This is a genomic window from Bifidobacterium tissieri, assembly GCF_002259645.1.
Taxonomy (GTDB): domain Bacteria; phylum Actinomycetota; class Actinomycetes; order Actinomycetales; family Bifidobacteriaceae; genus Galliscardovia; species Galliscardovia tissieri.
The window spans coordinates 226,548-240,545 of record NZ_MWWV01000003.1 but is presented as its reverse complement, the minus strand read 5'-3'; the positions used below and the strand labels follow the sequence as shown (position 1 = coordinate 240,545).

The following is a 13,998-nucleotide window of genomic DNA, read 5'->3' as shown; positions in this document are numbered from 1 at the left end:
GCCTGCTCCTACCGGGATCGCACCGCACGCGGCGTTGCGCCGGATTTCACCGGGGCCGAACGGCCGGCATCCGGAGCGGATACCGATTCCAGAATCGACGACACGATCCGCTCGCACTGCTCCGCCGACGCACTTGCGCCGGTCATGTTTCTGGGCACCAGACGATGGGCCAGCACCGGCACGGCCAGTGTCTTGACGTCATGTGGCGTGACGAAATCACGACCGCGGATGAACGCGCGGGCACGGGCCATGGCGAGCAGATTCAGGCCGGCACGTGGCGATGCGCCGAACCGCACGTCGTCACGCTCACGCGTGGCCCGCACGATCGACACGATATAGTCGGCCACCGGTTCGCTCACCTGCACGGCACGCACCTGCCACAGCACCTCGCCCAGTTCAAGCGTGGTGCACACCGGCTGAAGATCCGTTAACGGTTCGCCCGCGTGCTCGCCAAGCAGCATGGCCCGTTCGGCATCACGCGTGGGGTAGCCGATCGACGAGCGGGCCATGAAACGGTCCAGCTGCGCCTCGGGCAGCGGATAGGTGCCTTCAAGTTCGATCGGATTCTGCGTGGCCAGCACGAGATACGATTCGGGAAGCCGACGCGTCACGCCGTCTACGCTGATCTGTCGCTCGGCCATGGCCTCAAGCATGGCGGCCTGCGTCTTCGGATTCGCACGGTTCACCTCGTCGGCGATGACGATGTCCGCGAACAATGGGCCGGGATGGAATTCAAACCGCTGAGCACGCTGGTCATACACGTTCACGCCGGTCAGATCGGACGGCATCATATCGGGCGTGAACTGGATGCGATGAACGGTGCCACCAACACACTGGCCGAGCGCGCGGGCGAGCGTGGTCTTACCAGTGCCGGGCACGTCCTCGAGCAGCAGATGACCGCCGGCGCACAATACGGTCACGGTCAGCTCGATCACCTCACGCGAGCAGACAAGCACCTTGCACAACGAGTCGATGATATGCGACGGAAGCTGAGCGAGGTCCGCCGTTGCGGCATCACCGCCAGCGGCCGCAAACGTCGCATTCCCCTCGACGTGCTGACCATATCCACCGTCCGGACTGTCCTGATCACGATTCCGGAATCGCCGATTCCTACGCCGACCGGCATACTGTCCATCACCGGCATACTGTCCATCACCGTGTTGCTGATCCCCCATTGCCGGCTCCCGTCATCGCAAAAGCTGTCGGTTTCCACTATAACTTGATGGAAACCGACGAACACGCCCTTAGAGAAATCGGCAAGTGGCCGGCTCTTACGCCAGTCCGGCCTCGGCGAGCGCGTGATCAATGTCGCGGATCAGATCATCCGTATCCTCCAAGCCGACGGCGAGGCGGAAGAATCCGCGGTGGAACTCCTCCGGATACAGGTACTGTCGTTCGTCATCCTCGCCGAGGAACACGATCAGGCTTTCATCATGGCCGAGGGAAACGGCTGATGTGATCACGTTGAGTTTGGATACAAACCGGTTGTGCCCGTCGTGATCGGTGTCGAGACCGAATGCGAGCACGCCACCGAATCCGGCGTCGGGACGGGCGAGCTGCGAGACGGCGACATCGTGATGCGGGTGGCTTTCCAGACCGGGGTAGGCGACGAACCGCACCTGCGGCAGGGACTCAAGATGCTGGGCGATGGCGAGCGCGGACGCATTGTGCTGCCTCATGCGCAGCGGCAGTGTGACGGATCCGCGATTGATGAGCCATGCGTTGAACGGGCTGATGATGCCGCCGTAGTTCACCTGCGCGGTGAAGCGGATCTGGTCGGTGCGCTCCTTGGTGGTGGCGATGGCTCCGCCGAGCGCGTCGCCATGACCGTTGATGTACTTGGTCAGGCTTTCGATCACGATGTCCGCGCCGAGATTGAGCGGTCGTACGTTGAACGGTGAATTGAACGTGTTGTCGACGCTCACCACGGCTTCGGGATTGTGATCGTGCACGAGTGCGGCGATAGTCTTGATATCCGACACCTTGAGCGTCGGATTCGCCGGTGTTTCGATGTGCACGAGCTTGGTGTTCGGCTTGAGTGCAGCGGCGACGTTCGCAGGATCGGACGTGTCGACGATGCTGGTTTCGATGCCGTACTTCTCCGGCAGGATCTGCTCGAGCAGTCAGTAGGCGGCGATGTATGTGGTGTCGGAGAATACGGCGTGATCGCCTCGGTTGAGGAACGTGGTGAACGTGGCGGACAGCGCGGCCACACCGCTGGCGAGCACCACCGCGTCCTCCGCACCCTCGAGTTTAGCGAGCTTGGCCTCAAGATAGCGCTGGTTCGGATGACCGTTGCGCGTGTAGAGGTTCACGTCGGAGCTCGACCAGTTGATGTCGGATGGATCGTAGGGCAACGCGTAGGCGTTGGCGAGCGTGATCGGACGACGGATGGCGCCGGTCTCGGCATCCACGCCGTTGCCCAGATGGATGGACAGCGTATTGAATCCCAGAGGCTTGTCGTCGAATGACACGCCCTGATGCGTAAGATCTGAAGTCATGATCCCAGCGTGCCACAGCCCGTCGCTTCGCGCATCCCGGCCCGATCTCATCCAATCGTTGCGATTGCAACGTTTTCCAACCCGCCATAGGCAGAATCTTCAAGCCGAGTACACGCCCATCTCGAAATCATGGTCAAAATGGAGTTCACACCTTCGGAATCTCGATGGATTGTGTCACGCCAAGATCGTGAATCTCCAGGGTTTCCTTGGAGGCATGATCTTCTGCTGTTCCAGCATTGCTCTCGGCTTCCGCACGATCTTCTCCATTAGCTGACATGGCGTTTGCGATTGCCGTCACTCGATTGAGATCACTCAGATCGGTTTCTATGCTCAGCAAGTTCCCATCGGCATCGATGCGATAAGTCTGAGTCAGCGTGGCGGTAAGATCGTCGATTCCATACCCTTTACCGACATTTTCCGTATATCGAGTGGAATACGTTCGCACATCACCGTTCGTATCAGTCCCGGTAACATCAAGCTTCCGATTGTGGCCATATGGGTATGATCTGTTGGATCTGGTCTTTTGCCATCCGGATTCCGTGTGAAGCAACGCACTGCCGTTGTCATAGAAATATGCTTCATCCCAAATCTGTGAACTCGATGACATCACCTTCACATGCTCCCGATACGGGGACTGGGACACCTCGCCCTGGGACACCACGGTCACCGCCTCTTCGCCATATGTGGAAACGCTAGTTTTCGTATAGGTGTAATCCTTGGTGTATATCTGTCGCACAGCCGAATCCAGAGTGCTATCGCCGGACGATGCGGCGACAGCATCTGACGGCGTCGACGAAGAGCCGGGCAACGCCCCACACCCCGCCACGGCAATCGTCATGGTACATATCGCCATCACGCCGATAACTTTACATGCGCTACGGTGAACGCCGCGCAATACTGATTCATTCATCGTTACATCCCTTCGCTCTTTCCGATTGCCCCCACATCGAAAGTCATCTTCGACTTTTCCACGCATGTTCCCAGGAGGCTAACATTCCCTTTTTACCACTGCACATGGATGCAAGAACAAGTAAACCGCACGCCACAGATGAATTTGATCAATGGTCGTTGTCAGCAGATCAGGGACTAGCAGAAAAGGCTCCCTGCCGTGGAAACGGTAGGGAGCCTTGAAGTATTGGACGCGGTGTATGACCGGCGTCGGTCTGAATCAGATCAGTGGGATCAGTTCAGGATGGCCAGCACGTCGCGGGCGGAGACGATCAGGTAGTCCTCGCCGCCGTAGTTGACCTCGGTGCCGCCGTACTTGGAGTACAGCACCTTGTCGCCGACCTTCACGTCGACGGGGATGCGCTCGCCCTTGTCGTCGCGACGGCCCGGGCCCACGGCCAGGACTTCGCCCTGCTGCGGCTTCTCCTTGGAGCTGTCCGGAATGAACAGACCGGAAGCGGTCTGGGTTTCGGCAGCGGCCTGCTTGATGACAATCTTGTCTTCCAACGGTGTGAGTGCAATCGACACTGTGGGCCTCCTCTTTCAAAGAGCAATCGAACAATTCCCACGCCAGAACGCCGCCGAGAGGCTGACGATCACTCGGGTGAACGTCCTTTTGCGCTACTCGATATGGTAGCGCGAAATTAGCACTCTGCCAACTTGAGTGCTAACGGAGTTTGCCATCAGCGAAGGAAGGGACGCAGCGATGACCCACCGGGCAATCAGCCGCGGCGACGAGCGAGGACGGCATCCACGTTCACGCCAAGCGACTCCTCGGTCTTCGCGGGAGCCGCCACAGGCGCATGCGCGGCGACAGCGGCCTTGCGCTCGGCACGACGAGCCGCGGCCTCCTCGATCTTCTTACCGTTAACCAGCTTGGACACGGCATCGTCCTTGGACGTTGAGACGGAGTCTGTAACGGGAGTCGCGTCGGCCTCAGAAACGGCCTTCTGCGCGCTCGTGTGAAGTTCGGCCTTGTCCTGTGCGCGCTGGGCATCAGCAACCGTCGTAGAGGCCTTCTGAACCGGTTTCTGAGCGGGTTTCACCGGTTCGGCATGAGCCACCTGCTTGGTGGACTTGATCTCAAGGCTCTGCGGTTCCACCGCCTTGACCGGCTTGCCATGGCGCGGCGCACCCAGCGAGAAGGAGATGAGATCCTGATTTGCAGCCAGCTCGAAGGCGTCGAGCGCATGGGACGGCGACACGCGTTCCAGCTCATTGGTGAAGTCCTCGGGCTCGCTGGCCGGCTTCTCCTTGACCACGGGCTTATGGGGCTGATTCACAGCATGCTGAATCGCAGACGGGGAAGCGGTCGACTTGGCGGACGCCTGCTGAGCGGACGGAACAATGCCGTCGGCAACCGCCGCCCCCGGATGACGCGGACCGCGAGCATCCTGACGAACGGCCTTCGGAGCCTCACCGGTGTCCTGATGACGCTGACTGCGCGGAGTGATCGTCGCAGGCGTGGACAGAGCGGAATCCGCCGGCTCCTCGTCCTCGGGCATGACCGCCGACGCCTGAGCACGGGCGGCGGCCTCACGCGCACGGCGTTCAAGCTCACGCGCCTTCAATGCCGCAAGCTTCTCGGCCTTGGCACGCTCCAATGCGGCCTGAATATCCTGAGCGCTCATCGCGTCGGTGGCGGTCTGAGCCTCCGGTTCGGCCACGGTCTGGACGGCATTCCGGCCACGAGACCGTTGCGTGGACCCCGCGGAAGCGGTCGGCCTCCTCTTCGATGCGCGACGCTTGGCCGCGGCGACCTTATGCTCCCACTCCCTTGCCTGCTTGGATGCGCGCACACCGAGTGCGAGCACCACGCCATCGAGCGCAATCGGGATCAGCGCGAACAACGGACTGAAATGCAGCAGCAGGGCAAGAACGAACACCACCACGGCGACTGCGAACAACGATCCCACAAGCAGACGGCGACGACGAATGGCGGCACGACGCAACGCGCGAACATGCTCGATCCGCTTGTCGTCGAGCTTGGTTGCCTGTGCCCCAGACTGCATAGCCGTCCCTTTCCCGGCGGTAGTTGGTGCCCTGTCGCCGAAGTGCATACCATCATCCATATCGATGATATGCAATGATGCGGAATACCGGTCTGGACGATGCTCCATTGCGTTCCTCATGCCGTTCATCGTTTTCCACGGCTGAAGACCGAACAGAAGTACCAATATTATCGCCCACAGTACAACACTTGCAAGCGAATCCAGATCCATGAACTCTACGATAGGGTAACCTCCTGAAAAAACCAGACGTTTCACACGTGGTGTGTCGGAGCCGAAACCGGCTTCAGACGAGCCGTCAATGAGCCGGAAACGTCGGAATCCAACAGAACGTATACGTCATGATCACGCCATTGGCCGTCCACATACATATAACTGTGTCGTACCCCCTCGAAATTCATCCCCACTTTCTCCACAACATGCTTGGAACGCGTGTTCTCGGGAAGGATGGCGACCTCCATACGATGCAGCTCCGGACCGGTGGGATCGGAAAGGGCCCAGTCACCCAGCATGGCCAGCGCGAGCGGGGCCAGCCCACGACCGGCGTGGGCCTCGTCGACCCAATACCCCACCGTTCCGGTACGCATCGCACCGTAGCTCACCGCGCCCAATGAGATCTGCCCGACGATGCGGCCATTGAGTTCCATCAGCAGAATGATGCCGCGTCCCATACGCTCCGCCTCACGCTGACGACTGATCCACTCGTCGAAGGTGATGGGCGACCCATGCAGCGGGTCACCGGAGTCCCAAGGCCTGAGCCACTGTTCGTTACGACGTCGCGCGGTGCTCCACTCATCCCAATCCGCACTGGTCATGGGACGCAGTCGCAGCGGGGCAAACCCCTGCGGGGCCTCAAGCGCGGATGGTACGCGAAAGTTCGCATTGCCCGTTTCTGACACATTTCTGGAAAACAGCCGGAACATGGCTCCCATGTTCCGCCGAGGGACGTACAACACGTACAACGAGGGTGCGCCCCTGCCCGAAACCCCATTCCTTAGTGTGATCACACTAAGGAATCAGTATGCGGTTGGCAGTGACTGGTAGAACCGGAGCATGACAGATGCTGAACAGGACACTGCACATGACGCTGAATATGACATTGCATATGACACCACCGAACTGGTTCTCCCCTCCGATCTGCATGACAAATCCGCGTTTCGGCATGTGGCGTTGGCACGACGTCGACTGACCACGCCGGAGGAACGGGAGACGGCCGGGGAACGATTGGCGACCGTTGCCATGGGATCCGGCTTGTTCGATGGCCTGACCACCGTGGCCGCCTACGTATCGATGGGCACCGAGGTATCCACATTGCCGTTGCTGCGCGCGCTGCTGTCACGACATGTGCGCGTGCTGGTGCCGAGACTGGGAAGTGGGCGCGATCTGGGCTGGGGCGTGCTGGAACGGATGGACGAGCTTGCCGACGCCGGCGAGCGCCGACCGCGGGAGCCCGAGGGCGAGGTGCTGCCCGCCGAGACCATCGCGCAGGCGGAGTTGACGATCACCGCGGCGGTGCTGGTGAATCGTGACGGATGGCGGCTGGGACGCGGCGGCGGCTGGTATGACCGCATGCTCGCGTTGCGTCGTCCCGGCACCGACGTGACGGCCGTGGTGTGGCCGTGGGAGTTCGTCGATCATGAACTGCCGCGTGAACGGCACGATATGCCTGTCGATGGCGTGCTCACGCCGGACGGGTTCACTCGGGTGGCGCAGTCGGATCGGGCTCGGCTTCGGTAGCGATCGTCACCGCGAGTACCGGCCCTTCCTGCTGGGCGGCGAGTACCGCCATGGCCTCGTCGGCGGTGAGCGCGATCGTCACCGTCTCCGATTCGGCTTTTCCAGACAGTAATCCATCGGATTCTCCGCTCCCCTGGTCCGGCACTGTGAGCACCAGTGCGGATTCGGCGAGCACACGGTCGGCGGCGACCAGGCGTACGTGCCGTCCCGGCATCAACGTTGTCGTCGAGCTTGCCAAGGTGACCTCAACGGCGGTCTGGTCGGTGCCGATCACCGGCGTCTTGGATGCCATCGATCGCATGATCGGCTCGCCTTTGGCGATGTCCACCTGTGCGATCAGTCCGGTGGCGTCCTCCGTCGTATGGAATGCCGACTCGGTGACCACGGAGGCTGGCACCTGTTCCACGGTCATGTCGTCGAAGTCGATGGCGGTTCCGCGCGATATCGAGACGGATGCGACCACGACGGGGCTGCGTTCCACCAGTGACATCATGCATTGCAGGATTAGCCATACCGATAATCCGGCGCAGAACGCCACCGTCAGGCGACGGGCGAGTGCGCGACGCCGACGAACGACCACGGTGTCGTCACGGCGACGGGATGATGATAATGATGACGAAAATAAAAAAGGCATATTCCCACTGTGACTGATGGGAATATGCCTTGGCCAGAGTACACGACCAATGTGGTCGAACGTGCGTCAGCGTTGCAAGTGCAACCGTTACGCACGACCCGACGCACCGCATCGGCTACGGTTTGCGATATCGGCTCACTTCTTGGAGGATGCGCCGTCGGTGCGGTAGAAGCCGTGGCCCTTGAATTCGATGGACGGGGCGGCGTACACCTTGTGCACCTGCTCCTCGCCGCACTTCGGGCAGACGGTGATGGGATCGTCGGTGAACGACTGCTGCTCGGTGAAATCATACGAGCAGTTCTTGCAACGGTAGTGATAAGTAGGCACGGCTGGCTCCTCCACAACTGGACTTCATCAAACGTCAGGTCGGACGTCAAAGTCAGATTCAACGTCAAAAGACAATCGGTTACATATCCTAACCGGAACGACGACAAATATGGATGGACCGTTCCGGAAGTCCGGAGCGGTATCCAGAACAAGGATGTGAACGCTATCGGCGGCCTTCGGCGTCGAATTTGGCCCAGTGCGGGGGCAGTTCGGTCAGGATACGCTGATCGTCGTCGCTTGACTTGTTCGCGCGTTCGCGCAGTTCGTCGGGATCGGCGGACGATTCGGCGTCGAACAGACCGTCGGCGTCGAATCGTTCCGTTCCCTTGAACACCACTCGGCGGTGCTTCCGGCGACCGGATCGCTCACCGGAGGCGTCGACGACTCGCACTGTGGAATTCGAGGAATCCATGGAATTCACGGAATTCGTCATCGTGCAGTCCTCGCACCGGGCTTGCCGTTGCCGGTTGCGCCCACAAGCTCGGCCATGCGTGCCACCACGCGGTCGACCTCCTTGTCGGGGTTGACGAACGCGGCCACGCTCCACACGACCATCACCGACCAGCCCATGGCCTGCAGATCCTCCATTTCGAAGCGATGGCGTTGGCGGGTGGACGGGATCGACATGAATCCGGCGTCGTCGGTTTCGATGGCGAGGATGAACGGCTTGCCGGGCAGACCGACGACCATCGGAATGCTCATGCCGTCCGGGAAACCGTAGTTGAGCTCCACGTTCAGGCCGCGGGCGCGCATACGTTCGGCGAGATCGATCAGCAACGTGCTGGATTCCTTGGGCAGCGGGCCGGGCTCGGGCACCTTCACCTCGTCGATGTGCTCGCACCAGGCGAGCAGCTTCTTCATGAGCTGCGGACCGGCCTGACGCAGACGCTCATCGTCAAGGTCCTGCGAACCGAACGAGGAGACGACGTCCACATGTACGTGGGCGAGCGCGAGCGCGTCGAGCAGCATGGCGTCGCCGCCGTTCAGCTCGAGCATGCCGAACTGCTGCAGCAGACGGCCGTGCGTGGTGCGGGCGAAGCCGAACGTGATGATCACATCGTCGGATTCCACGCCGGAGACCTCGTTGAGGCTCACGATGCGCACGTGACGCAGGAACTTGCGCAGGCCGGGATCCTTGGAGCTGCGGGACTTGAGTTCGGCGCCGATGCGCTGACGGTGCACCTGGGAGATGGTGACGATGGTCAGCGAGTAGGACGCCGGGACGATCCTGAATCCGGTGGCACGGCCGATGACCAGTTCCACGACCTTGTCGATCTCGTTCTTGCTGCTTTCCACCAGTCCGGTGATGGGCGACGGCACGCCGCTGGCCTCGACGTGAGTGTATCCGACGCCGCCGCGCGGGTCGGGCATGGACAGCGTGAGCGGGACCTTGCCGTAGCCGTTGTCCTCGAGGAATTGGCTGATGCGCGGATCCCTGCGGTCGGTGCGCGACAGCACCTTCAGCTGTTTCAGGCACGGCACCAGCGCGGCCACGGCCGGCGAGGTGATGGTCTCGCGATGCGCGATGACGACCACCTGATCGACGCGGGCCAGAATCGACAGCAGTTCCAGCGGGTCCATGTGCGCCGCGGAGTCCACGATGGCAATGTCGGCGAGATGACCGAGCGACGTGTTGGCCACGAGCGTGGCGGGCGACGCCACGAGGATCGGCTTGGTGGCGGTGAGGATGTTCGGGTAGTCGCGACGGAGGCGATTCAGTGGCACGCGGGCCGGATTGGCCAGCAGCGTGTGCAGCTGGTTCGCCTCGTGCGAGCGGGAGAACAGCAGTTCGCTCAGGCGCTTGGTCATCTCCTGATTGATCATCGGGCCCACGCTCGCCACATGTTCGGCGTCCACCTGCGCGAAGCGTTCGGACGCGGAGGAGAGTACGGAACCGTCCTGGTTGGAGATGATCGGCGAGGAGTGCACGATGAGTTCGAAGATGGTGGTCCACCAGGCGAGCTGCAGTTCGCCGGGGGCGGCGTCCTTGGATACGCGACGGTTGCGCAGATCGTCGACGAGATCGCCCAGACCGTTGGCGACGAAGTCGCGTTCAAGCGCGCTGCGTTCGGGCAGGGTGTCGAGCGAACGATGGTCGTCGAACAACGCCTGCAGACGGGATTCCAATGCTGCGAACTGTACGGATTCGAGTTCGGCGCCGTCGGGCGTGGTGGCGAGCACGCTGTTGAGCGCGGTCAGATCGGAGATGATCGCATCCTGCGTGTCGATGATGTCGTCGAGCTTGGGCGGCAGCACGGGCCAGCCGCCGTGGGGCACGAACGTACGCCACTGCTCGGCCTGCTTGGCCACCACCAGCAGCGCCTCGTGCAGGTCCTCCACCTGAGCGCCCACACGCAGCAGGCTCTTCGCCTCCTTGACGTGGCGGCGACGCTCCCAGAAGCCCATCGTGGTGCCTTCCGCCTTGCGGGCGGCCTTGGACTTGGACGCTTCGATCATGGCGGGGATGTCGCGTTCGAACACCGCGGGCTGGAACACGTCGAGCACGCGACGCAGGTTCTTGAGCACCACGACCTGACGTCCCCACTCCTGCATGGTGTTCGGGATCGGGAAGCCGCAGGTCTCCACCACCATGCGGATCTGCTCGCGCACGGCGGGCAGCAGCTTCTCCAGCAGACGGACCACGCGCTGGTAGGCGTTCACCGCCTCCTGCTCGCTGTATACGGCGGCCTTGAACCAGGAGGTGTCCTCCGGGCCGATCTCGAATTCGCCGAGTTCGCCGGCGCGCACGAGCTTCTTGCTCCACGCGTCCATGGAGTTGCCCAGCTGCCGGGCCGCCCCCTCGGTCAGGCGCACATGCGTGGCCGGATGCGTGGGCAGCGCGGAGATGCGGGCGAGGTTCTGGATCGTCTCGTAGGCGGAGATGCCCCATTCCTTGTTCTTGCCGTGCAGGTCGCCGAGGTAGCGCGCCAGACGGGTGCGCACGCCCACGAGTTCGTCGGCCACTTGGTCGAAGTGCGAACTGGCCGTTCCGGGCTGGAAGCCCACGGCGGCGATGAGCTGATGATCGATGGCGTTGTTGAACGCGTTGTCGTTGATGTCGAGCAGCATGCCGGACATCTCGTGCCGCTTGACCTGCTTGACGAAACGACGCTTCTGGCTGGGCACGCACGGCACGTACAGCACCGTCTTGCCGTTCATGATGGCACGGCTGGTCACGCCGGCGGCGATGCTTTCGGAACCGCGGCCGCCCGGCAGATCGACGAATACGGATGCGCCCGACGACACGATCTGCGCGGCGTAGCGCGTGACGTTGTCGACGTCGCCGATCTCGAGCTCGTTATGCGGATCGATGTCGTACGGCGTGTACGAGGAGACCGGGTACTCCGACAGGAATGCGGCGGCCTTGTCGTTGCCGGCGAGCGTGTCGAGCAGATCGTTGCCGGTCACGCCGCGTTCCATACGACGGATCAGCGTCTGCGCCTCCTCGATGAACAGCGTGGACGAATGGATGAAGCAGCCGAGAATGATCTCGCGCTCCACGATGAAGGATTCCACGGTATCGCCCACCAGCGAGGTGATGCGGGAGAACAGCGCGGACGTTTCGGGGGAATTGTCGGCGTACTGCGAGGAATCGAGCAGGGCGTCCTCGTCAAGCATCACGCCCTGATCATGCATGGCGGAGATGAACGCCGGATTCAGCGTGGCGGTGGACGTGAAGCGGATCTGCGCGTGGGCGAGGGACTCGGCCCCCTCCTCCTGATCCACCTGAACCGGATAGAGCAACAGCGGCATGGCCGAACCCTTCCAGCTGGCCACGCCCACGGCAAGGGACAGCTGCGCGTTGCCGCTGGCGCTTTCCACCGCGATCTGGTCCTCCAGCACGCGCGACAGGCGGCGCTGGCCGGCGCGGAGCATGCCGCTGTCACGGAACAGGCTGCTCAGCTGCACATGGCCGCTGGCGAACAGCTGCGCGATGCCGGACGGATGCGCATGGGTGAGGTCGAGACGAGCCTCCAGCTGGGACAGATCCTCCACCGGGGACGGACCATGCTCGTTGCGGTACTCGCGATACCACGAACGAATCCGTTCCAATGCGGCCGTCGGTTCGAGCTTGTTGGTTACATTCATGGTGTTCGTCTCTACTCCTCTTTGGCGGCCTTGAATTCCTGATAGCCGCTGTTGTTGCTCAACGCCTGATCGATGTCGTCATTGCCCTGCAGTTCCAGCCACGCGTACAGATCGGAGTACAGCGCGGGGTTCATTGCGAGGAACGGCAGCAGTTCCGGAATCTTCGCCATGTCGAACTGCTCGTCATAGTTGCGTGACGTCTTGGCCTGGTCCGAAGTGAATCCATTGACCTCGATGCTCGGTTCGGGCTGGTTCAGTTCGCCTCGGGACAGTCGCTCGAACACGGATCCCGCCTCGTACACCGGCGTGAATTCGGCGCGCGGCGCGGGACCGCGATCGGCCGCGGCCGCCTGCTCCAATGCCGCGTTCGGACGCAGATCATTGCCGATCACGCCACCGTTCGCATCGATGACGGGCAGTGCGCTCACCTTTTCCGCGGTGCTGCGACGGGCTGCGGCGGCATCCTGGAACAGGTCGCGCGACTCGGATGGACGCGACTGATTCCGCATGTTCTGCATGACGGGAAGGTCGACCGCATCCGCGGAGTCGCGCGATGCGTCGGATGCCTGCGATGTCCGGGCCGCGGGCGATGCCGTGGCGATAGGCTCGTTCACCGCATTCGCTGTGTTCGCAGCATTCGTCACGATGCCGACGTTCGGATTCACGGCAACGGCGGCGGGCTGCGACGGCTCGTCTGATGCGTCACGGGCGGTGTCATCGGCGATGTTCCGCGCGGCCTGCATATCGGAGACGTTCGATGCAGCGGACAGGTTCTGCTGCAGCGGCTGCGTATCGCGTACCACGGCCTGCCCCTCCGGCTGCTGCGCCGGTTGTGCCACTGGCTGCTGCTGGGCCGCCGCACGATTCGCGGTGAACACCGGCTGGATCGATGCCGGCTGTTCGGTCGCCTGCTGCCCGTTGGGGTCCAGCCAGCCACCGACGAATCCGCCGGTGCCACGTCCCTGACGAAGCTGATCGGCCACGGCGCGATCGTGCAATGCGTCGATGCGGCTGCGCACACTGTTCGTATTCAACAGTCCTGTGGGCTCGCCGGCACGAAGATCAAGAATGTCATCCACGCTCATCGCAGAGGCGTCGACGTCCTGCTGACCGCCGGGCGCGGCGAACGAAAACAGATCGGTCACGTTCCTGTTCGGCGTCTCGGCCTGCACCTTCATAAAATCGACCGGAACATCGCCGAACTGGAATCGCATGGGAGAACGCGGCAGCAGGAACGACTGGCCGGCGGGGATACGCATGAGTTCGCCATCGTCGCGCACCACATACGTGCCGTTCGTGGATCCGGTGTCTTCAAGCTTGGCGCTGGTGTTGGCCGCCACGATGAACCGGGCGTGACGTTTCGACATCGATTTGGTCGTGTCTTCGATATCCAGACGGATCGTCCCCTGTTCCGCCACCATGGGGCGTAGGGGCTTGCGGCCGATTATCACGGTCTGCCCCGCGTCGACACGCAGTTCGTCGACGCCATTGACCCTGATTAGCCATTGCTGATCACTCACAGCGCATGCCTCCTCTAACCCAAAACGACACTCATTCACTATTGTGGCATGATTCGACGAATTATTTGCGGCGAAGCGACCGACACGTCGCACATCTGCACATTGCGCATCCGTACACTACGCGATCATCATGAGAAAACCCACAACGACATGCCGGACACGGACGACACATTCGTTCAATACGGCCAACACCACTACGGTCAACACCGTCAATGCAAGAAACCCCGTCCCGT

The 13,998-nt window shown here is 62.0% G+C and carries 11 protein-coding genes and 1 pseudogene; 1 reads left to right on the top strand and 11 read right to left on the bottom strand.

The genetic code is table 11. The features are described 5' to 3' along the window. Positions 1-8 precede the first annotated feature (8 nt). The 6 genes and pseudogenes from BTIS_RS02515 to BTIS_RS02490 all read right to left on the bottom strand — a co-directional run bounded on the left by BTIS_RS02515 (position 9) and on the right by BTIS_RS02490 (position 6,381). The gene (locus BTIS_RS02515; protein ID WP_094662344.1) at positions 9-1,175 is read right to left on the bottom strand and encodes an AAA family ATPase; all 1,167 of its coding nucleotides are present in this window, start codon (positions 1,173-1,175) and stop codon (positions 9-11) included. 96 nt (positions 1,176-1,271) lie between these two features. Next, positions 1,272-2,501, bottom strand: a pseudogene (locus tag BTIS_RS02510) (trans-sulfuration enzyme family protein). 145 nt (positions 2,502-2,646) lie between these two features. Continuing rightward, complete coding sequence (locus BTIS_RS02505) at positions 2,647-3,411, bottom strand: hypothetical protein (protein WP_094662342.1); 765 nt, start codon at positions 3,409-3,411, stop codon at positions 2,647-2,649. Positions 3,412-3,683: 272 nt separating this feature from the next. Then, positions 3,684-3,977 carry a co-chaperone GroES gene (gene groES / locus BTIS_RS02500; protein WP_093959701.1) on the bottom strand — a complete coding sequence of 98 codons (294 nt, stop codon included), beginning with the start codon at positions 3,975-3,977 and terminating at the stop codon, positions 3,684-3,686. Between the two features lie 194 nt (positions 3,978-4,171). Continuing rightward, a complete protein-coding gene (locus tag BTIS_RS02495; protein WP_143248843.1) occupies positions 4,172-5,581 on the bottom strand; it encodes a hypothetical protein in 1,410 nt (469 codons plus the stop codon). 131 nt (positions 5,582-5,712) lie between these two features. Beyond that, positions 5,713-6,381, bottom strand: coding sequence for a GNAT family N-acetyltransferase (locus BTIS_RS02490; protein ID WP_094662338.1), 669 nt, complete (start codon positions 6,379-6,381; stop codon positions 5,713-5,715). Positions 6,382-6,511: 130 nt separating this feature from the next. Between BTIS_RS02490 and BTIS_RS02485 the strand changes: the two genes are divergently transcribed. Continuing rightward, positions 6,512-7,195: a 5-formyltetrahydrofolate cyclo-ligase gene (locus BTIS_RS02485; protein ID WP_094662336.1), complete on the top strand. Its 684-nt coding sequence runs from the start codon at positions 6,512-6,514 to the stop codon at positions 7,193-7,195. Here BTIS_RS02485 and BTIS_RS02480 read toward each other — a convergent pair. From BTIS_RS02480 to BTIS_RS02460, 5 genes are all read right to left on the bottom strand, one after another. Continuing rightward, positions 7,155-7,829, bottom strand: a complete 675-nt coding sequence (locus BTIS_RS02480; RefSeq protein ID WP_094662334.1) for an SAF domain-containing protein — start codon at positions 7,827-7,829, stop codon at positions 7,155-7,157. The two genes, BTIS_RS02485 and BTIS_RS02480, sit on opposite strands and share 41 nt — an antisense overlap. 135 nt (positions 7,830-7,964) lie before the next feature. Further along, positions 7,965-8,156, bottom strand: coding sequence for an FmdB family zinc ribbon protein (locus tag BTIS_RS02475; protein WP_093959706.1), 192 nt, complete (start codon positions 8,154-8,156; stop codon positions 7,965-7,967). A gap of 163 nt (positions 8,157-8,319) precedes the next feature. Next, complete coding sequence (locus BTIS_RS02470) at positions 8,320-8,589, bottom strand: hypothetical protein (protein ID WP_245819223.1); 270 nt, start codon at positions 8,587-8,589, stop codon at positions 8,320-8,322. Beyond that, complete coding sequence (locus BTIS_RS02465) at positions 8,586-12,245, bottom strand: helicase (RefSeq protein ID WP_094662332.1); 3,660 nt, start codon at positions 12,243-12,245, stop codon at positions 8,586-8,588. Before BTIS_RS02465 ends, BTIS_RS02470 begins: the two co-directional genes overlap by 4 nt. A gap of 11 nt (positions 12,246-12,256) precedes the next feature. Further along, on the bottom strand, positions 12,257-13,765 hold the full coding sequence (locus BTIS_RS02460; RefSeq protein ID WP_094662330.1) for a variant leucine-rich repeat-containing protein: 1,509 nt from the start codon (positions 13,763-13,765) through the stop codon (positions 12,257-12,259). Positions 13,766-13,998 lie beyond the last annotated feature (233 nt).

Coding starts and splice junctions, on each gene's coding strand:
- BTIS_RS02515 (WP_094662344.1), bottom strand. CDS start 1,175: ATGGGGGATCAGCAACACGGTGATGGACAGTATGCCGGTGATGGACAG.
- BTIS_RS02505 (WP_094662342.1), bottom strand. CDS start 3,411: ATGAATGAATCAGTATTGCGCGGCGTTCACCGTAGCGCATGTAAAGTT.
- BTIS_RS02495 (WP_143248843.1), bottom strand. CDS start 5,581: ATGAGGAACGCAATGGAGCATCGTCCAGACCGGTATTCCGCATCATTG.
- BTIS_RS02490 (WP_094662338.1), bottom strand. CDS start 6,381: ATGTTCCGGCTGTTTTCCAGAAATGTGTCAGAAACGGGCAATGCGAAC.
- BTIS_RS02485 (WP_094662336.1), top strand. CDS start 6,512: ATGACAGATGCTGAACAGGACACTGCACATGACGCTGAATATGACATT.
- BTIS_RS02480 (WP_094662334.1), bottom strand. CDS start 7,829: ATGCCTTTTTTATTTTCGTCATCATTATCATCATCCCGTCGCCGTGAC.
- BTIS_RS02470 (WP_245819223.1), bottom strand. CDS start 8,589: ATGACGAATTCCGTGAATTCCATGGATTCCTCGAATTCCACAGTGCGA.
- BTIS_RS02465 (WP_094662332.1), bottom strand. CDS start 12,245: ATGAATGTAACCAACAAGCTCGAACCGACGGCCGCATTGGAACGGATT.